Origin of the sequence: Clostridium estertheticum, from assembly GCF_011065935.2 — a bacterium.
Lineage (GTDB): Bacteria > Bacillota > Clostridia > Clostridiales > Clostridiaceae > Clostridium_AD > Clostridium_AD estertheticum_A.
On record NZ_JAAMNH020000001.1, the window covers coordinates 3,757,761 to 3,776,512 of the forward strand.

Here is an 18,752-nt window from a genome sequence, read left to right on the forward strand (position 1 = left end):
CTCACTTTATGTCCACCTTATCTATAAATTTGCTTAAGGTCTTTTCTCCAATACCATCTACTTTTGTTAGCTCTTCTACAGACTTAAACCCTCCGTTTTCTTCCCTATATTTTATTATCCCATCTGCTTTAACGTCTCCTATACCTGTAAGCGTCATTAATTCTTCTTTATTTGCAGTGTTTATGTTTACAATAGCATTGTTTTTAGGAGAACTTGAAACTATAGGCTTACTAGTATTATTGGGGGGAATTTGTGTTTTAACTACCTCGCCCTTTTTATGAATCTCAACACAATCCTCATCATTTAACTTTATAGAAAGATTAGTGACTCCTAGATCTGCTTCTGGAGTAGGACCACCCGCTAGTTTTATAAGATCAATTACTCTACTTTCCTTTTTTATTTCATATACCCCTGGATTATTTACAGCGCCCTTTATATCTACTTTTATATTAATATCTTCTACTACATTTGATGAAACAGCTGTATTTGATTTTATAGCTATATTTGATTTAGTGGCAGCAACTCCCTTTGCATCTTTATTTTCAGAAGTTTTGTCAGTTTCTACAAATATATCTTTATAGTCTGTAGCATTAACGCTTTCTTTTGGACCTGACATTTTGTATCCAGCAATTATAAATACAATGCTTATGCATAGAATAACTATAGAACCAATTATTTTTTCTTTATTTTTCATAATTCCTCCTCTTTATTCTCTGTTACCATGGAACAATTTACCTTACATATAAAATTATTGACAATTTTTCGTAAATACTGTCGCTAACAAAGATTTATTTTGATATAATGTAAGTATTGAAAACTGGGAGGTAATCTATGAGGAAATTTATCATAATATTATTCACATCATTTTTTTTACTTTTTAATATAGCTCCAGCAGTACAAGCATTAATAACCCCTCCAGTGGCGTCCGCTGATAGTGTGGTTTTAATGGATGCCACTACAGGTAAAATACTTTATGAAAAAAATAAGAATTCTGCTTATCCCCCAGCTTCCACTACAAAGATAATGACTATACTTCTAGTCTTAGAAAAATGTAATTTAAGCGACGTGGTAACAGTAAGTAAAAAAGCAGAAATGACTGATGGTTCAAAAATATATCTCACTGAAGGCGAAAAGCTCCCTGTAAAGGAATTATTATATGGATTAATATTAGCTTCAGCTAATGATTGCGCTGTAGCCTTAGCAGAGCATGTAAGTGGCACCACAGAAAAATTTGCAGTGCTTATGAATGCGAGAGCAAAATCACTAGGTTGTAAAAGTACTAATTTTGTCAATCCCAATGGTTTATATAATGTTAATCATAAAACTTCTGCTTATGATTTAGCTTTGATTATGATGGAACTTACCAAACATGAAGAATATAAAGCCATGTCAACAACTCCTTCATATATGATGGCACCAACAAATAAATCTGTAGAAAAACGTCCTCTTTGGAATGGTAATAGACTAATACATAAAGGCGACAGCTACTACTATCCGGATTGTGTAGGTGGAAAAACAGGCTATACTATTCAATCACAGCATTCTTATATTGCCGTAGCTACTAGAAATGGTCAAAAGCTTATAGTGGCTCTTGTGCATGACTCCAAAAAGACTTTTTTTCCAGACAGTATAAAACTATTGAATTATGGATTTGATAATTTTGAGCTTTCTAAATATTTTAATAAGGATCAAGAAGTATCAAAATTAACTTTAGAGGATGGTACGTTGATTCCATTACTTGCCTCAAAGGATTTTTATGTTGTTAAAGCTAAAAATTCAACTGAAGCGGAAGCTCCGATAATTAAAACTGAGCAAAAAGATTTAAACAACTCTTCTATAACGAAAGGTGATGAAATAAGTAAGGCAACAATTACTTTTGGTAAGGATTCCTACAATTTAGATTTGTCTAGCGGAATCAATCACGCTAACCCACTATCCCTAAACAATGGGCTTTTAAAAGATGATTCAAAAAACTCCAAGAATTCCTTACTTTTAATTAACATAATAAAATATTTTGCAATTTTCTTGGCCGTGCTAATAGTATTTTTAAGATTAAAGCATATAAAAAGAAATAGATAATTTAAATAGTAAAAGAAGGTAACACATAAAGAAAGCCACAGGTTCATACTAAATAGTATATACCTGTGGCTTTCTTATATTTAACTTTCAGCTTTTAGTTTACATATCAAATTCGCTATATCCTCTGGAAGCTCCGTCTCAAGTATAAGCTCATCGCCAGTTCTTGGGTGTGGAATAATTAATTTATAAGCATGAAGTGCCTGCCTCTCAATATAACTTTCTTCTGAAGCTCCATAAAGGCTATCCCCATAAATTGGATGACCAATATGACTTAAATGAACACGAATCTGATGTGTTCTACCAGTTTCCAAAATCAATTTTAGAAGGTCTCCATTTTTATAAGATTCAATAACTTCATAATGAGTTACACTTCTTTGTCCCTCTTCCCAAACTTCCCTTGCTGCACCTTCTTCATTTGGTTTTCCAATAGGCAAATCAATAGTACCTGACTTGTTTTCCATATTGCCATGTACTACAGCCATATAGCTCTTCTCAAAGGTTTTGCACTGCATATCTTCGCTTTGCAACGTATTAGCCTTTTGCAGGTCTTTACTCTGCATGTCTCTAGCCAAGGCCATATGTGAAAATTGATTTTTTGCAATTATTATAAGACCTGAAGTATCCATATCCAATCTGCTCACTAGTCTAACAATGCATTTCTCATTTTTTTCTTTAAAATAATATGCAACTCCATTGGAAAGGGTTCCGAAGGGATACCCCTTTGTGGGATGAACCACTAAACCGGGACTCTTATTTATAACTATAAGGTCTATATCCTCATATACCACGTCGAGATTCATCTTCTCCGGTTCAATGTTTTGATGCTCATTACTCTTCATATCAATTTCTATTTTATCCTTTGAACTCACTCGATGATTTAACTTAGCCACTTTATCATTTACAGTTATTTTTCCACTAAGTCCTGAGCTTTTTAAAAATCTACTAGATAAATTCTCTGTAAACTTTAAATAATCTCTTAATTTCTCTTCATGAATATTTTCGACAACTATATAGGTTAATTTATTAGTCAACAGTAATTTATTACTGCACAATCGCGATTACTTCTATCTCTACTAATGCATCCTTAGGAAGTTTTGCTGCCTGAACGCAAGATCTAGCTGGGGGATTTGTAGTAAAGTATTTTGCATATACTTCATTCATATCTGCAAAATCATTCATATCCTTTAAAAATACTAGGGTTTTTACTACCTTATCTAAGGATGTTCCTGCTTCTTCTAGTATAAATTTTAGATTTTCTAAGGATTGTGCTGTAGCTTTTTTAATATCATCATTAATAAATTCTCCAGTAGCCGCATTTATTGCAAGGGATCCTGAAGTATATAATACATTCCCAACTTTTACTGCTTGAGAATATGGCCCTAGAGCTGCTGGTGCTTTAATTGTGCTTATAATCTGCTTTTCCATTTTTTTCTCCTCCTCATAACTTTAGTTAGTGTAAAAACTATCTAACTGTATATCATCGCTAGGTCAAAATATTAATACATATATTCATGGTCTTCACCTAACATAACTATTATATCAAAATTCTCCTGTTCTGACGATAAAAATTCAATATTATCTGTCTTAAAATCTTTTATAAGAGTAGTTTTTATGTCATTATTGCTATTATATACTATAATCTTAGTTTTACTAGTAGTCCCACCATTTTCTGTTACAGCCTTATTGTAACCTTTTGATACTAGATATGTTGAAAAATCACTGGCGAGTCCTGCTTTTTTAGTTCCATTAACTATTTTTATTCTGAGCTTTGATTTGTCAATATCTAGAACTTTATTATCATTTAATTTTGAAATGATCTCTTTATTTTTTGCGTCATCATATACTAAATATGATTGGCCGCTTATTGTCTTTAAATCACCTTTAACAGTATACATACTAAGCTGATCCTTATTTATGGTAGCAAATATGTATCCATATTTCATTATATCCTTAGCATCCATATTAGTTTCTACAGAACTTTGAATTGCTGATAAAATACTTGGAATCTTAATTACTATAGTGGGATTTTTCACTTTTTCCATGACTTTACTAATAAACATATGTTGATTTTCTATTCTGTCTAAATCACCATTTGCAAAGCCAGTTCCATCATTGTTTTTTCTCCATCTAAAAAATTCTTCAGCCTTTTTACCATTTAAATGAACTGTTGTACCCTTTTTAAAATGAATGCTTAAATTTTGCGTGGGGTCATCATAATTCATTGTTCTTGTTATATCCATATCAACACCACCAATAGCATCAATAACTTTCCTAAAACCTTCATAATTGATTTTACCATAGTAGTCAATTCTAATACCTAATAGCTTTTCAACAGCATCAACAGCAGAAGTTACACCACCAATAGCATGAGCAGCATTAATTTTTTGATTTTTTCCATCTATTGTAATTAGCGTGTCTCTAGGAATGGAAACCAAACTAATTTTTTTATCTTCTGCATTGTAATGTGCCACTATCATTGTATCTGTCCTTTTAGGATCATCTGCATTTGTGGCACCAGGAGTGCCTACATCAACACCCATAACTAATATGTTACAAGATTCTCCATCTTTAACTATTTGCTCTACCTCACCCTTACTTAACTTAGATGATATTCCTTTTTTAGATAAATCAACTGCACCATTATTAAAACTAGATAAATATAAATATAAAGCTCCAAAAATTAATACAAAGGCTACCACCACAAAAATAAGGGTACCCACTGCCATTTTTTTATAATTCACTGTTCTTTTTTCTTTTTTCTTTTCACTCATCTTCGCACCTTCTATTTTTACTTAATAAATAATTTCTTGCGTCAATTGTATCTATATGCAATAATTCCTTTTGGCTTATAACATATATAATGGTGTTCTCAAGAGACTGTATTACTGCTGCATCTAAATTAATATAACTTAAGGTTCTCAATGCTTCTACACCCTCGAATTTTCTTAATGGCTCAATGTAATCTGAAATATAAATTATTTTCTCTAAAATGCTCATGTTTTTTCTACCGGTAGTATGATACCTGATAGCCTTCAAAATATCATCATCTTGGATTTCCATTACTTCTCTGGCTATTAAACTCCCAACTACCCCATGCAAAATAGATGGATTATTTGTGTATATTTCGTCTATATGTATTTTATGCTCACTGGCCATTTTCATAAGCTGGTGGGCCTTCATATTCTTAGCGCAGTCATGAACTAATCCTGCAATTCTTGCACTTTCTATATTTTCTCCATATTTAACTGCCAGCGTTACCGCTGTTTCACTAACACCTAAACTATGTTTCAATCTGCTTTCGCTTAAATTCAATTGCAAATAATGAAAAATTTCCTTCTCATTCCACATTTAGCCCCTCCTAATATCCATCTTTTCAAGAAAATAATTACATATGGTTTTTCTCTTCTTTGCACAGCTTACTATTTATATAGATTGTGCACCTGTATAATTTCCTCAACGCCTCTGGGCAAAAGATAATTAACTTTCCTACCTGCTTTTATATTCTTCCTAATATTGGTTGAAGATATGTCTATAATTGGCATATTTATATAAATTATTTTCTTATTGAATTTTTGTTCTATATAAAGCCTCTGCACAGACACTTCTTCCGTTGTGAAGCCTGCCCTATTATAAACTACTAGCTTACAACTATTGAGAATTATATCTACATTTTTCCAATTAGCTAATTCCATTAAACTATCCACGCCAATTAAAAAATACCATTCTATATTAGGTTGCAATTCACTAAAAATTTCAACAGTTTTATAGGTATAGCTATTTTCTTTTTTATTTATTTCATAATCACTTATTTCAAATTGAGCTTCGGATTCTATTGCCCTTTTAACTAAATCATATCTAATTTGAGCATCTGTAATTTTTTTATTTTTTTTATGTGGTGGGTTTCCTGCGGGCATGAATATAACACTGTCTAAATGTAAATTGTATAACGCTTCATAGGCAATATGAATATGGCCGATATGAATTGGATCAAAAGTTCCTCCAAAAATGGCCTTTTTCAATGTAACACCTCTTTTATATTGTAGTCAGGAATTAAATATTTTTTCCTCTATGGAAAATAATAACACAAGTTATGATTTTCCATAGAGGAAAAAGCATGTAATTTTACATGCTTTTATGGTAATTCAATTGTGGGCTTTTTTAAAGACCTTTTATAAAATACGCATTTGCTTCCAATAGTTTGAACTGCCTCAGCGTCTATTGCCTCACTAATTATATCTGATGCTTCTCTAGCAGTGAGTCCACTATTATTTAGAACTTTAATTTTAATAAGCTCTCTAGATTCCAGTGCCTCATTTAACTGCTTTAAAAAGTTTTCTTCTACCCCAGCTTTTCCAAGCTGAAATATTGGTTGTAATGTATTGGCAAGAGTTCTTAAATAACTTCTTTGCTTACTTGTAATCATAACATCCTCCTAGTCACATTCTTATAAGATAAGAATTATTATTCCTTATCTTTTATAATAAGAATTCAAATTCAAAATTTTGTAATCTAACTGTATCTCCGTCTTGAATTCCTTTTGCAACTAGTGCATCAAATACTCCCTTGTTTTTTAATACCTTGTGGAAATATTTAAGAGAATCCGGTTCATTTACATTTACAGCATTTAATAATCTATCAACAAAGCTTCCTTCAACAACAAAAGTTCCTTCATCGTCTACATTAATAGTGTAGGTAAATCTCTTTTCTTCTATTATGAATTTATCTTCATCATTTATTACCAGTTCTGTAACTGGAATAGTAGATAACATTCTTGCTGCTTCTTTCATCAGTGCCTCTACGCCTTGACTTGTAGCTGCAGATATTTTAAATATTTTACTATTATCATATCCCATTTCGTTTAATTTTTTCTTAAAGTTTTCAAAGACTTCATCATCAAATAACATATCACTTTTATTAGCAGCTACTATTTGTGGTCTATCCCATAGTTTAACGTCATATTTTTTAAGCTCTTCATTTATCTTTATAAAGTCTTCTACAGGGTCTCTACCTTCAATTCCTGAAATGTCAACCACATGAATAAGCATTCTAGTTCTTTCAATATGTCTCAAAAATCCTATTCCAAGACCTACTCCTTCAGCTGCTCCTTCAATAATTCCTGGTATATCAGCCATAACAAAACTCGGTATACCTTTCACATTTACTACTCCTAAACTTGGTTTTAAAGTGGTAAAGTGATAATTAGCTATTTTAGGTGTTGCTTTTGAAACTACTGAAAGCAAAGTTGACTTACCTACATTAGGAAATCCTAGTAGTCCAACATCAGCCAGTAGCTTAAGTTCAAGCTTAATCCATCTTTCCTCTCCTGGCATTCCAGGTTCAGCAAAGTTTGGTGCTTGCCTTGTAGGTGTACAAAACTTAACATTACCTTTTCCGCCGTGCCCAGCTTTACAAACTGTATAGGTTTGACCATCGCGAGCTAAATCACACATTACTTTGTCTGTTTCAACATCTCGTACAATTGTACCCATTGGAACTTTTACAAACAATTTTTCTCCAGCTCTTCCATAACATTTAGACCCAGATCCTTGTACTCCATTTTCTGCTACAAACTTTCTTGCATAAGAAAAGTCTAATAGAGTAGTCATATTAGCATCTACTACGAGTATTACGTCTCCACCATCTCCGCCGTCTCCACCATCTGGTCCACCCAGAGCTATATATTTTTCTCTTCTAAACGAAACGGATCCATTTCCACCGCTACCTGATTTAACAAAAATTTTGGCTGTATCAATAAACATATATTTCACCTTACCTTAGCTCATTTTCTATTTTTTATATTAATTAAACTTTAGTTTCTTAGAATATTAATCTATAAGCTATATTATTATCAAAACCACATCTATAAATTTTAAAATCATCTATTTCTATATCTATTTGTTGCCATTCATCCATCCAACTTATTTCGCCTATCATTCCCTCATTATTAGTAACAAGTAAACTTTCGCCTAATTCATCTTGGAATATATAAATATAAACAAAGTTTTGACCAGTAGCTTCTATCTCCATAAATATAGTGTTAACTAAATCACTTTTTTTATTATATTCGTTTTCAAAAATCTTATCTTTAAAATTACTAATTTCAATATCTATTTCAACTTTAACTTCATTTGCCCATAATTTTTTAATGTTACTCTCAAGGCATAGTGAAAATCCATCATCTTGCAATTTATAAATTTCACTAATAATTTCATTTTGCTTCGATAATCTATCTATGTAATCCAAAGCACCTTGAGGTCTTTTAATTTGCAAATAACCATATATAACTTGAAGGTCATTCATGAAATCGTGCCTTTGTTTTCTAAGTAAGCTTATATAATTTTCTAATTCATTCATTACTATCCTCCGAAAGAGAATTTTAAAAAAGCACCCTTTAAGGGTGCCTTAAACTATTCAGCCATTGCAATTGCTTCTACTTCTTGATCAACAGGATAAACGCTTGCTTTTTTCTTAGTTTTTCCCATTCTTTCGAATTTAACAACTCCATCAACTTTAGCGAAAAGAGTGTCGTCTCCACCTATTCCAACATTGTTTCCTGGATGGATTTTTGTTCCTCTTTGTCTTACTAAAATATTTCCTGCAAGAACGAATTGACCGTCTGCACGTTTAGTCCCAAGTCTTTTTGACTCACTATCTCTACCGTTTCTTGAGCTACCTACTCCTTTTTTGTGAGCAAATAACTGAAGGTTAATAACTAGCATAGTATTACACCTCCTCTGTTTCTAGTTTTATATAATCACCATACGTAATTTCTATACTTTTAAGTCCAAGCATCATTGTTTCTAGTAAAACTTGACATCTTTCAATATCATCCAAAGTTTGATTTTCTAAATTTACATTCAGAAATCCATCTTCTATATAATACTTTACCTTAATTTTCAAAACTTCCTCAATCCCAATTACTGTAGTTTGAGAAATTGCTGAAATAGCAGAACAAATTAAATCTACATCTAACTGCTCTTCTTTTGGCATAGCATGACCTTTTATTTTAAAAGAAACTATTTTACCTGTTTTTCGAACAAATTCAACTTTTACCATAATTAAGCTTCAATCTTCTCGATTTGAATCTTAGTATATGATTGTCTATGTCCTTGTTTCTTTCTGTAATCTAACTTTCTCTTATACTTGAAAACTATAATCTTTTTAGCTTTTCCTTGTGCTAATACTTTAGCAACAACTTTTGCTCCTTCGACTAGAGGTTTCCCAACTACTAAACCATCTTCCTTGCCTACAGCAAGAATCTCATTTAATTCAATTGTAGTTTCAACTTCAGCATTCAATTTTTCAACGAATAAAACGTCTCCTTCTTGAACTCTGTATTGTTTTCCACCAGTAAGTACTACTGCGTACATAAATACACCTCCTTGATCCAGTCTCGCCATCCCAGGTACATACCACTATGTAAATTTATTGTAATCAAGTATGTTTCACAACCTTGTGTGAGCGGTCTACAAAAGACATTTTACCATATATCTGTACCTTTGTAAAGCATATTTAACCATATATCTTATATGTCTGCAAATTTCTTATTTGACTTGCGAAAATTAGCGATTCTACTTTGAATTTTTCTAAATGAGGTATAAAATCCACATATACACTATTTTCTAATGCTCCTATGAGCCTTACAAATTCTAAAACATCTTCCATAATATCCTTTTGGTATATTTGATCAATTTCTATATATATATCTTTTATGCCCTGTTCCTTATGAATCTTAGAAATTTCATTTTTTATCAAAAACTGAATATAGGATAATTTAACTCTACTACTTTTACCACCGCAATGCTTGCAAGGTTCCTCAATAAATTCGTATATAGACTTTCCACGCCTACGTCTTGCAATTTGAACTAAATTCAGCTGGGTAAAGGGATAAATTACGGTCTTATTTTTATCATCTGCAAATCCTACTCTTAGAGTATCTAGTATACTTTTCCTTACCTCTATATCCTCAATATCAATAAAATCTATTATAATGATTCCACTTAAATTTCGGAGTCTTATTTGTCTTGCAATTTCTTCTGCTGCCTCAATATTAGTACTTTGCGCAGTCTTTTGCAGCGAACGGCTCTTTACATTTTTTCCAGAATTAACATCAATTACATACATTGCCTCAGTTTTATCAATTACAATATTTCCTCCACATTTTAATGGAATCCTATGATTTCTTAGACTCAGAATTTCTTTTTCTATTCCATAATAGTCGAATAACATTCTGCTTTCATTATAAAGCTCTACTTTTACGGAGATATCAGATCTGTGCTCTGTAAATTTTTTTGCATAATCAAAATCACTTTCATTGTTTAATACTATTTTAAAAGTGTTTTTGTCTAAAATATCACGTAGAGTTCTGTTTAAAGCTCCAGCATCACTATATAGCAAAATAGGATTTCTTGAATACTGCGCATGTTTTATAATGCCCTTGTATATTGCATATAATTCTTCAACTTCATCATTTAGAATACTAAGGTCTACATCAAAGGCATTAGTCCTAATCATAACCCCTATGTCCTCTGGTTTATTTAACCCACTAGTCACCATAGCTTCAAAAGCACTATTGTTTATTTTTTTAGAAAAGCTTATGTCCTTATTCATGTTTACCACCACGCAGTAAACCCCTGCAATACCAAAGGCGCTAGTAACTTTTGCTCCCTTTTTATCTATTCCTTCTTTTAAAACTTCAACTATTATTTCCTCGCCTTTTTTAATCTTAGTATTATTAAACCTTTCATCTAAATACATATAACAATCTTTACTCTGCCCAATATCTATAAAAGCACACTTAATTGCTGGAACAATATTTTTTACTACCCCCTTATATATTTCTCCGGGGATAGGACCACTTGAATCCTCTTCTATGAAGCATTCCTTCAATTTGTTATTTTCTTTTATAGCTATTCTTAGAAATTCTTCTTGTCTTTCAATATATATTTCTTTCACTTTAACCCAGCTCCTGTTTTACTATTTTTAAAAAAACTCGCTAAGAGTGACTAATTTATCATCTTTCATTGCATACATTTCTTCACGTTCTATATCAACAAAAGCATCTTTATTAATAGACTCAATGTTTTCCACAATATAATCTGCTAATAAATGTGCAGATAAATTAGCGCGACTTCCACAAGCAATAAGCGCTGAAATAATAAGTATAGAGCCATCTACCTCATATTCAAATTTATAAGCTAGTGGTTTTATATTAACCATTTTTTCTCCACTTTTTTTACTAGTCTTAATAATGTTCCATTCTTCATTATTACAAAGGCTATTTAAAATTTCTATTACATCATCTTCCTGGGTGCACTTTAATTTAATTTTATATTTTGCAGCATCAATAATTGCCATAGCTTGTGATTGTTTTTTCCCCTCAACTGGTATAACTTTTACCACATCTAAAATTTTTATACCTCGAGGAGAGTTTTCATTCATTTTATCTTGAATATATTTTTCTTCTAATTCTGCACTTAAAACTATATCCATGTATTCACCCTTGGAATGTACTCCTACAGACAATGGCTGTGCAATAGACACCGCCATGTGAGGATTAAAGCCTTTTGAATATTCTATTGGAAGTTCTGCTCTTTTAATTATTTTTTGGAGAGTTCTCATTAAATCTAAGTGAGCAATAAATTTAATCTCACTATCTTTACTATACTTGATTAGATAACGCACTATGGAAACACGTCCCTTCTTTAAAATTAACATTAACACCGCAGTCTGTGCATCCTAGTTTACAATTTTGTGTTAATTCTGCTTTTTTAGCTTTTTCATTTTCTAAAATTAAGTACTCTTTATTTACTCCAATATCTATGAAATCCCATGGAAGTATCTCATCGTAACTTCGCTCTCTATAAGCGTAGAAACTACCATCAACATTGCATTCTTCTATGGCCTCTTGCCATAATTCAAATTTGAAATACTCAGACCAACCATCAAATTTTGCGCCCTTTTCAAAGGCTTTTATTATAACATCACAAATTCTTCTGTCCCCTCTAGCGATAACTGCCTCTAGGTATGAAACTATAGATTCATGATAGTTGTAGGTAACTGCCTTACTTGTTATAGCATACTTAACTGCTTTAATTTTTTCTACTGCCTCATCCATGGTGCATTGCGCAGCCCATTGGAAAGGTGTAAATGGTTTTGGTACAAATATAGCTGAGCTTGAAGTAACTCGGAGTCCTCTTTTTCTTACTTCTTTAGGGATTTTGAAGTATTCTCCTGCAACCTTATCTGATAACTCTGCAATACCACGAACATCTTCCATAGTTTCATAAGGAAGTCCCACCATGAAATAAAGCTTTATAGTTGACCACCCTGAAGCAAAAACACTGCTAGCAGCTTCCAATATTTTCTCTTCTGTAACACCCTTATTTATAATGTCTCTCATTCTTTGACTTCCTGCCTCTGGTGCGAAAGTTAAGCCAGTTTTTCTTGCCTTTTGTATTTCATTTATTAAATCCACAGAAAAAGAATCTATTCTAATAGATGGCAAGGATATGCTAACGTGGTTTTCCTTATTTTTTTCTATAAGTGTAGCTATAAGGTTTTGTATATCTGAATAATCACAAATACTTAGTGAACTTAGTGATATTTCTCTATATCCTGTACTTTTCAATAATATATCTGCTGCCTCTACAAGGGTAGCGGTGGTTTTTTCTCTTACTGGTCTATATATCATGCCCGCTTGGCAAAATCTACATCCATTGGTGCAGCCTCTAAATGTCTCGAGTATTACTCTATCATGTACTATTTCTATATATGGAACTACCATTTCTTCTGGATACGCAACCTGATTAAAATCTGCTACGAACCTTTTCTCAACGCGACTAGGAACATCATCGTATTTAGGTTTAAATTCGCGAATAGTGTTATCCTCGTTATAGGATACCTCATATAATGAAGGCACATAAATTCCTCTTATTTTAGATATTTCTCTTAGAAATTCACTTTTCATACCTTTGCCTTTGTACTTTTTATAAACATCTAACACGTCATTCATTATTTCTTCGCCTTCACCAATTTCAAAGAAATCCACTATATCATGAAGTGGTTCAGGATTATACGCACAAGGACCTCCAGCCATAATTATAGGTTCTTCTTCGCCTCTCTTTGAAGCTCTTATAGTTATACCAGACATATCTAGCATATTAAGTATATTAGTGTAACTCATCTCATATTGAAGAGTAAACCCTAAAAAATCGAATTCATTTAGCGAATCCTTGCTCTCTAGTGCATATAATGCTATATTATTTTCTCGCATTTGTTTTTCCATGTCTGGCCAAGGAGCAAAAGCTCGCTCGCAGTAGGTGTCTGCTCTAGAATTTAATACATGATAAAGTATTCTACTTCCTAAATGGGACATGCCCACCTCATATACATCGGGAAAGCAAAAAGCAAATCTTATATCTACACTTTCTATATCTTTATAGCAACAATTAAGTTCTCCGCCTACATATCTGGCAGGCTTTTCAACTTTAAATAAAATATCATCCGAAATTTTGTTCATAGAAATCCCTCCTAGTTTTTTCACTAAGGTAGCTAATAATTACACTTTATGTCTACCTAACGTTTCTTAGATTACATTATTTTATTTTAACACATGAAAGTTAAATCTCAAAATGAAAAATAATATTACAGCTTTGAAGAAGATGATTTAAGTATCTCAAATAAAATAACTAATGAACATAACAGCTTATTAAAGGCCGAAATATCCACTAGTTATTTTTCAGAATCCATTTCATAATGTAGCTTTTAGTTTCTTACTATTAATATATGAAAGTAAGCTTATATTACCATAGGCTTTTATCGCCCTAATTATTTCTTCTTCATACAAAATTTCCAGCACACTCATGTTTTCATCGAGTACCGTAAATATATTATACTTATTCTTATCTACCATACCTAGCGCCATTAATAAATCCTTGTTACAAAAGATAGATATACTTCTATTTTCTATATACCCTCTCTTTATAAATCTGTATTTCTTCTTGATAATATAGCCCATAATCAAATATACTATCCTTTCCTTCTCTTTTATTGAAGATATTAAAATAAATATAGAAATTAGTCCTAAGTTAAAGTTACTTTTTTTTGCTACCACACTTACAAAATATATAAACATGAAAATACTTCCGAGGGTCATGCTAACCCTAACAGAAATTTCATTAGCCTTTCTATATATAGTCTTAATACTAAGTATATCCCTAAGTACCCTTCCACCGTCCAGTGGAAAGGCTGGGATAAGATTAAAAATACCTATAGCTAAATTGCTGCTATATATTAAATGCAAATAAGGTATATTAAATAATATAAATAAAACATAAAAAACAGCTGCGAGTATTAGGTTTAATAAGGGCCCTGATAGTGAAATTATTATATCTTCTTTAGGACTTGCTTCATCTAAATCCTTCACCTTAAGTACTGCTCCTATAGGAAGTATTTCTATATCAAAACCCGAAAAGCCTAAAATTCTTGCAGTTAAATAATGCATTAACTCATGGATGAACACTAGAATAAAAGCTATTACAATTTCTCCTTTAAACCCTAATATTAACAATAAGATAATGTACGGCAGAAATAGCTTACTTATTCTTACCATTAATATCCCCCATAGTAATTACTAAATTGCGCAAGAAAAAACAAATTTTACTATAAATCATTAAAATCATTAAAGTCCAATATTTTTATCAATTAAATCATTTTCATTGGAAATTGTGTTTTTGATCTTTTCCATAAAATTCACTGTAATTACTCCTATATCTTTTATTTTAAAACCCTTAGCTTTATTTATTAATATACTATAATCATATTTTTTATTTAACACGTTCTTAGAATAATTATAAGCATATTGAGTTTTAGTGGTAACTACTACTTTGCACATGATTACAAGCATAAACAATATTAATACACCAATAAGTTCCCTTGTTAATCTTTTTATATAAAAATCCCATATTCTACTTTGTCCCATACTTTCACTAGAAAAATTATTTGTGCCCCTCTGTTTCTTAGCCAAATTATTATAATAGCTTTGATACTGCGTATTATAATTACCCATTTTATCCCCCTCATGCATTCTTTTACTATTTATATATATTTAAAATTTTCCATTTATATTACATATTATAATTAAAAAGAGAAAGTATATATTTATAATCTAAAAAAACAGCAATCATTGCAAAATATGCAGTGCTTGCTGTTTTTTGTTGCTTTATTCACGATTTCTTAAGCTTCTCATTAAAACTTCCGCTGTACCTAAATTCGTAGCAAGTGGAACACAATGGACATCACACAATCTAAGAAGTGCTGAAATATCTGGCTCGTGGGGTTGTACTGTAAGTGGATCTCTTAAAAAAATTATCATATCCATTTCCCCTTGTGCTAGCTTTGCACCTATTTGCTGGTCTCCTCCGAGTGGGCCTGATAAAAATCTGCTAACGGTCAGTCCCACTTTTTCGGTTATTAATTTTCCTGTTGTTCCTGTTCCGTATAACTCATGTTTCATCAGTGTATCCTTGTAACGATTTGCAAAATCAATAATATCGTCCTTTTTTTTATCATGTGCTATTAGTGCTATTCTCATATTTTCCCCCTCGTTAAAAGTTTATTTTCTTTTTCCTCATGCCTACATTTAGCACAAGTCCCAGTGCCATAAAGCCTGTTAAAAGCGAGCTTCCACCATAACTCATAAAAGGCAAAGTTATTCCTGTAATAGGCATAAGACCCATGGTCATACCTATATTTTGCATTATTGAAAATAATAAATTAGAAATAAATCCTACACAGATTACAATTCCAAAAACATCTTTAGAATTTTTCGCAATTTTTATTAATCGATATATTAACACTGCGTATAAAAGTATTAATACTAATGCACCAATAAGTCCCCACTCTTCTCCTAAAACTGCGAAAATAAAATCCGTATGGTTTTCTGGTACAGAATTAAATTGGACCCCTTTTCCAAAGCCGCGTCCAAGTATTCCGCCTGAGCCTAAAGCAAGTTTTGATTGAATAAGCTGAAGTCCATATCCTAGTTGATATTGCTCAGGATTTAGAAACGATGTAAGTCTTCCCTTCCAATAAGTTTTCATAAGTGGTGAATTCCATACTCCTACAATTAAAAGTATAATTGAGGTTAGCCCTCCAATTATAATCTTTTGATCTAGCCCTATACAATAAAATATCCCAAGTACTATAAAAAAACTAACCATAGTCATTCCCATATCTGGCTGAATAATAATTAATAGCATTGGCACTGCTGCATAAAATATAAGTGTAAATAAATTTTTAGGGTTATTAATTTTCCCTTCCATATCATCTAATTTTTTAGCAAGCATTATTATCATACCAATTTTAGCAAACTCTGAAGGTTGTATTCCTAAACTACCAATTTTTATCCAAGAAGTCGCACCCTTGGTAGTAGATCCCAAAACAAAGTCGTTTAGGATTAAAAATATTACACCTGCCCAATATATCAACACAGCGTAATTTTTAATTAAAATATAATCAAATATCAAAATAAAATACACTGTTATAAGCCCTAATATAAGCCATGCTATTTGCAATTTAAGATAGTATGTTCCATGCTCCTTACTAGTAGCACTATAAATATTTAAACATCCAAAAATCACGATACAAATTGCAAATATAATTGAACTATAATCCAATTCTCTTAAAAGTTTTTTATTAAGCTTTAGTTTCTGTAAAATCTTCATGCTTTGACCTACCTCCATTTCCAATATGATTATATCATATTGTGAAAAAAAAGCTATGCATAAGTTGTTAATTATACAGAGTCTTTACTAGCTTATCTTTTTATTTTTCTAATAGGAATACTTGCGATTAGTGCGGGCGCGCTTCCTTCACATTCTTCCGTTGTTGTTAATTTAACTTCAATTTCTCCGGTTTCTATTTCAGCGTATTTTGATATTACCGCTAGTATGTCAGCTTTAATCATTTCTAAAAAATCAGGTGAAAAGTCCGCTCTATCATGTATTAAAATCAGCTTCAATCTATCGCTTGCAATATCTTTTGAGAAAACCTTGCTAGAAAACAATTTAAATAAATTCATTAGAGTCCCTCCTCCTATATTCCTTTAAATATTTTTTTAAGAGAAGCAAAGAATCCCATCTCACTACGTGATGATCCATCTACTGTAGCGTATGGCACTTCAACTCCCATTATTCTTTTAGCAATATTTTTAAAAGCCATACCTGCCAAAGACTTTTCATCTAAAACTATCGGCTCCCCTTTGTTAGTTGAAATGGTAACTTTCCTATCATCTGGGACAATTCCTATTAATTTAATAGCCAAACATTCTATAATATCATCAACAGATAGCATATCTCCACTTTTTGTCATTTCATAGTTTATTCTGTTTATTATAACCTCATGTCTATCTAAACCCTTAGAATCCAATTTTCCTATTACCCTATCTGCATCTCTAATTGAAGTGAGTTCTGGATTAACCACTATAATAGCTCTATCCGCACCAACTATAGCATTTTCAAAACCTTGTTCTATTCCAGCTGGACAGTCTATAATAACATAATCAAATTCTTCTTTTAATTCATTTACTACTAGTAGCATATCTTTTATATTAACATCATTTTTGTCTCTAGTTTGAGCTGTTGGCAATAAATATAAATTGCTAAATCTTTTATCTTTTATTAAGGCTTGCTTTAGTCTGCATTTTTTTTCTATAACATCTACTAATGTAAATACTACTCTATTCTCAAGCCCCATTAGTACATCAAGGTTTCGAAGTCCAGTGTCTCCATCAATAACTACTACTTTTTTATCCATTGCTGCAAGCGCTGTTCCAATATTCGCTGTGGTGGTCGTTTTGCCTACACCACCTTTACCCGAAGTTATAACTATAGCTTCTCCCATGTTCATTACCTCCATTAAATATATTTATTCTCTAAATACGGTTCTACAATAATATTTCCATTTTTAATTTTTGCCACCTCAGGATATTGAGGCTTAAGGTTATCTTCTGGGGATCTTGTGACAATGTCACCAATTTTGAGTATTTGAGGTTCTAGCTTAAATGCAGCAATTATAGCTTTTTCATTACCATTAGTACCTGCATGTACAACCCCTCTTAAATTACCAAGGACAATTATATTTCCAGCTGCATATATTTCAGCTCCAGGATTTACATCCCCAACTATAACTATATTACCAGGATAATTTATACTTTGTCCACTTCTTATGGTTTTTCTCAAAAACTTAGTTTTCCCCTCATATATGCCTGTAAATAATTTAACAGTGGATTCATCTTGATCCTGAAAAATACAATCACTAATTAAAAATTCATCAAACAATATGTCTTTTAATTTTATACTTTCTTTTTCATTTATGTATTTAAGCTCAGTAGTGATTTTCAAAGTACTTCCTTTATAAAATCTTTTTCCCTGCGAAAGTTTAGAAACTAGTGACTCTAACATATCGTCAAAATCACTGAAATGATTCATATTTATAACTACATTTAATCCCTCTTTATTTCCTTTAATTATTATTTTATCTGTCACCATAATTTTAACCTCCTAGCTCTATTCTGGGGTTTATGGAACATTAAATAAATATCAATTTAGTATGCTATTTATTTTCATGTCTCTAAAGTAATTATTAACTGTTCCATCCATAATTGAACTTAA

23 protein-coding genes are annotated in these 18,752 nt (G+C 31.6%); 1 reads left to right on the top strand and 22 read right to left on the bottom strand.

The annotated features are described in order from the left end of the window. Position 1: 1 nt before the first annotated feature. On the bottom strand, positions 2-694 hold the full coding sequence (locus G9F72_RS17945; protein WP_164955991.1) for a helix-hairpin-helix domain-containing protein: 693 nt from the start codon (positions 692-694) through the stop codon (positions 2-4). A gap of 137 nt (positions 695-831) precedes the next feature. On the opposite strand from G9F72_RS17945, the gene G9F72_RS17950 reads away from it, so the two are divergent. Beyond that, positions 832-2,079 carry a D-alanyl-D-alanine carboxypeptidase family protein gene (locus G9F72_RS17950; RefSeq protein WP_164955992.1) on the top strand — a complete coding sequence of 416 codons (1,248 nt, stop codon included), beginning with the start codon at positions 832-834 and terminating at the stop codon, positions 2,077-2,079. A gap of 80 nt (positions 2,080-2,159) precedes the next feature. Here the strand turns inward: G9F72_RS17950 and G9F72_RS17955 are convergent, their stop codons facing one another. The 21 genes from G9F72_RS17955 to minC form a co-directional block, all read right to left on the bottom strand. Next, complete coding sequence (locus G9F72_RS17955) at positions 2,160-3,110, bottom strand: RluA family pseudouridine synthase (RefSeq protein WP_164956088.1); 951 nt, start codon at positions 3,108-3,110, stop codon at positions 2,160-2,162. Positions 3,111-3,120: 10 nt separating this feature from the next. Further along, positions 3,121-3,504 carry a RidA family protein gene (locus tag G9F72_RS17960; RefSeq protein ID WP_164955993.1) on the bottom strand — a complete coding sequence of 128 codons (384 nt, stop codon included), beginning with the start codon at positions 3,502-3,504 and terminating at the stop codon, positions 3,121-3,123. A 71-nt stretch (positions 3,505-3,575) separates the two neighbouring features. Further along, entirely contained in the window at positions 3,576-4,850 is a 1,275-nt protein-coding gene (locus G9F72_RS17965) for an LCP family protein (RefSeq protein ID WP_164955994.1), read from the bottom strand. Continuing rightward, complete coding sequence (gene yqeK, locus G9F72_RS17970) at positions 4,843-5,427, bottom strand: bis(5'-nucleosyl)-tetraphosphatase (symmetrical) YqeK (protein ID WP_164955995.1); 585 nt, start codon at positions 5,425-5,427, stop codon at positions 4,843-4,845. The genes G9F72_RS17965 and yqeK overlap by 8 nt, the downstream gene beginning before the upstream one ends. 71 nt (positions 5,428-5,498) lie before the next feature. Next, a complete protein-coding gene (gene nadD, locus G9F72_RS17975) occupies positions 5,499-6,098 on the bottom strand; it encodes a nicotinate-nucleotide adenylyltransferase (protein ID WP_164955996.1) in 600 nt (199 codons plus the stop codon). 113 nt (positions 6,099-6,211) lie between these two features. After that, positions 6,212-6,502: a ribosome assembly RNA-binding protein YhbY gene (yhbY, locus tag G9F72_RS17980; protein WP_164955997.1), complete on the bottom strand. Its 291-nt coding sequence runs from the start codon at positions 6,500-6,502 to the stop codon at positions 6,212-6,214. Positions 6,503-6,554: 52 nt separating this feature from the next. Then, the gene (obgE, locus tag G9F72_RS17985) at positions 6,555-7,838 is read right to left on the bottom strand and encodes a GTPase ObgE (protein WP_164955998.1); all 1,284 of its coding nucleotides are present in this window, start codon (positions 7,836-7,838) and stop codon (positions 6,555-6,557) included. Between the two features lie 58 nt (positions 7,839-7,896). Beyond that, positions 7,897-8,433, bottom strand: coding sequence for a Spo0B domain-containing protein (locus G9F72_RS17990; RefSeq protein ID WP_164955999.1), 537 nt, complete (start codon positions 8,431-8,433; stop codon positions 7,897-7,899). A 53-nt stretch (positions 8,434-8,486) separates the two neighbouring features. Next, the gene (gene rpmA / locus G9F72_RS17995; protein WP_164956000.1) at positions 8,487-8,798 is read right to left on the bottom strand and encodes a 50S ribosomal protein L27; all 312 of its coding nucleotides are present in this window, start codon (positions 8,796-8,798) and stop codon (positions 8,487-8,489) included. 4 nt (positions 8,799-8,802) lie between these two features. Then, a complete protein-coding gene (locus G9F72_RS18000; RefSeq protein WP_164956001.1) occupies positions 8,803-9,135 on the bottom strand; it encodes a ribosomal-processing cysteine protease Prp in 333 nt (110 codons plus the stop codon). Between the two features lie 2 nt (positions 9,136-9,137). Then, on the bottom strand, positions 9,138-9,449 hold the full coding sequence (rplU, locus tag G9F72_RS18005) for a 50S ribosomal protein L21 (protein ID WP_164956002.1): 312 nt from the start codon (positions 9,447-9,449) through the stop codon (positions 9,138-9,140). A 142-nt stretch (positions 9,450-9,591) separates the two neighbouring features. Next, positions 9,592-11,034 carry an Rne/Rng family ribonuclease gene (locus G9F72_RS18010; RefSeq protein WP_164956003.1) on the bottom strand — a complete coding sequence of 481 codons (1,443 nt, stop codon included), beginning with the start codon at positions 11,032-11,034 and terminating at the stop codon, positions 9,592-9,594. Positions 11,035-11,061: 27 nt separating this feature from the next. Next, positions 11,062-11,796, bottom strand: a complete 735-nt coding sequence (locus G9F72_RS18015; protein WP_187356028.1) for a TIGR03936 family radical SAM-associated protein — start codon at positions 11,794-11,796, stop codon at positions 11,062-11,064. Continuing rightward, positions 11,741-13,600 (bottom strand): TIGR03960 family B12-binding radical SAM protein, encoded by a 1,860-nt coding sequence (locus G9F72_RS18020; protein WP_164956005.1) that lies wholly within the window; start codon positions 13,598-13,600, stop codon positions 11,741-11,743. Before G9F72_RS18020 ends, G9F72_RS18015 begins: the two co-directional genes overlap by 56 nt. Before the next feature lie 231 nt (positions 13,601-13,831). Beyond that, on the bottom strand, positions 13,832-14,692 hold the full coding sequence (locus G9F72_RS18025) for a M50 family metallopeptidase (protein ID WP_164956006.1): 861 nt from the start codon (positions 14,690-14,692) through the stop codon (positions 13,832-13,834). A gap of 69 nt (positions 14,693-14,761) precedes the next feature. Beyond that, the gene (locus G9F72_RS18030) at positions 14,762-15,148 is read right to left on the bottom strand and encodes an endopeptidase (protein ID WP_164956007.1); all 387 of its coding nucleotides are present in this window, start codon (positions 15,146-15,148) and stop codon (positions 14,762-14,764) included. A gap of 153 nt (positions 15,149-15,301) precedes the next feature. Further along, positions 15,302-15,673 carry a methylglyoxal synthase gene (locus G9F72_RS18035; RefSeq protein ID WP_164956008.1) on the bottom strand — a complete coding sequence of 124 codons (372 nt, stop codon included), beginning with the start codon at positions 15,671-15,673 and terminating at the stop codon, positions 15,302-15,304. Between the two features lie 13 nt (positions 15,674-15,686). Continuing rightward, positions 15,687-16,799 (bottom strand): rod shape-determining protein RodA, encoded by a 1,113-nt coding sequence (gene rodA / locus G9F72_RS18040; protein WP_411955965.1) that lies wholly within the window; start codon positions 16,797-16,799, stop codon positions 15,687-15,689. A gap of 98 nt (positions 16,800-16,897) precedes the next feature. Beyond that, positions 16,898-17,161, bottom strand: coding sequence for a cell division topological specificity factor MinE (gene minE, locus G9F72_RS18045; RefSeq protein ID WP_164956010.1), 264 nt, complete (start codon positions 17,159-17,161; stop codon positions 16,898-16,900). Positions 17,162-17,175: 14 nt separating this feature from the next. Further along, positions 17,176-17,982 carry a septum site-determining protein MinD gene (gene minD, locus G9F72_RS18050; RefSeq protein ID WP_164956011.1) on the bottom strand — a complete coding sequence of 269 codons (807 nt, stop codon included), beginning with the start codon at positions 17,980-17,982 and terminating at the stop codon, positions 17,176-17,178. 14 nt (positions 17,983-17,996) lie between these two features. Then, positions 17,997-18,629 (bottom strand): septum site-determining protein MinC, encoded by a 633-nt coding sequence (gene minC, locus G9F72_RS18055; protein ID WP_164956012.1) that lies wholly within the window; start codon positions 18,627-18,629, stop codon positions 17,997-17,999. Positions 18,630-18,752 lie beyond the last annotated feature (123 nt).

Excerpts from the sequence above, each read along its gene's own strand:
- G9F72_RS17945 (WP_164955991.1), bottom strand. The coding sequence starts at position 694 with ATGAAAAATAAAGAAAAAATAATTGGTTCTATAGTTATTCTATGCATA.
- G9F72_RS17950 (WP_164955992.1), top strand. The coding sequence starts at position 832 with ATGAGGAAATTTATCATAATATTATTCACATCATTTTTTTTACTTTTT.
- G9F72_RS17960 (WP_164955993.1), bottom strand. The coding sequence starts at position 3,504 with ATGGAAAAGCAGATTATAAGCACAATTAAAGCACCAGCAGCTCTAGGG.
- G9F72_RS17965 (WP_164955994.1), bottom strand. The coding sequence starts at position 4,850 with ATGAGTGAAAAGAAAAAAGAAAAAAGAACAGTGAATTATAAAAAAATG.
- yqeK (WP_164955995.1), bottom strand. The coding sequence starts at position 5,427 with ATGTGGAATGAGAAGGAAATTTTTCATTATTTGCAATTGAATTTAAGC.
- yhbY (WP_164955997.1), bottom strand. The coding sequence starts at position 6,502 with ATGATTACAAGTAAGCAAAGAAGTTATTTAAGAACTCTTGCCAATACA.
- obgE (WP_164955998.1), bottom strand. The coding sequence starts at position 7,838 with ATGTTTATTGATACAGCCAAAATTTTTGTTAAATCAGGTAGCGGTGGA.
- G9F72_RS17990 (WP_164955999.1), bottom strand. The coding sequence starts at position 8,433 with ATGAATGAATTAGAAAATTATATAAGCTTACTTAGAAAACAAAGGCAC.
- rpmA (WP_164956000.1), bottom strand. The coding sequence starts at position 8,798 with ATGCTAGTTATTAACCTTCAGTTATTTGCTCACAAAAAAGGAGTAGGT.
- G9F72_RS18000 (WP_164956001.1), bottom strand. The coding sequence starts at position 9,135 with ATGGTAAAAGTTGAATTTGTTCGAAAAACAGGTAAAATAGTTTCTTTT.
- rplU (WP_164956002.1), bottom strand. The coding sequence starts at position 9,449 with ATGTACGCAGTAGTACTTACTGGTGGAAAACAATACAGAGTTCAAGAA.
- G9F72_RS18015 (WP_187356028.1), bottom strand. The coding sequence starts at position 11,796 with ATGTTAATTTTAAAGAAGGGACGTGTTTCCATAGTGCGTTATCTAATC.
- G9F72_RS18020 (WP_164956005.1), bottom strand. The coding sequence starts at position 13,600 with ATGAACAAAATTTCGGATGATATTTTATTTAAAGTTGAAAAGCCTGCC.
- G9F72_RS18025 (WP_164956006.1), bottom strand. The coding sequence starts at position 14,692 with ATGGTAAGAATAAGTAAGCTATTTCTGCCGTACATTATCTTATTGTTA.
- G9F72_RS18030 (WP_164956007.1), bottom strand. The coding sequence starts at position 15,148 with ATGGGTAATTATAATACGCAGTATCAAAGCTATTATAATAATTTGGCT.
- G9F72_RS18035 (WP_164956008.1), bottom strand. The coding sequence starts at position 15,673 with ATGAGAATAGCACTAATAGCACATGATAAAAAAAAGGACGATATTATT.
- minE (WP_164956010.1), bottom strand. The coding sequence starts at position 17,161 with ATGAATTTATTTAAATTGTTTTCTAGCAAGGTTTTCTCAAAAGATATT.
- minD (WP_164956011.1), bottom strand. The coding sequence starts at position 17,982 with ATGGGAGAAGCTATAGTTATAACTTCGGGTAAAGGTGGTGTAGGCAAA.
- minC (WP_164956012.1), bottom strand. The coding sequence starts at position 18,629 with ATGGTGACAGATAAAATAATAATTAAAGGAAATAAAGAGGGATTAAAT.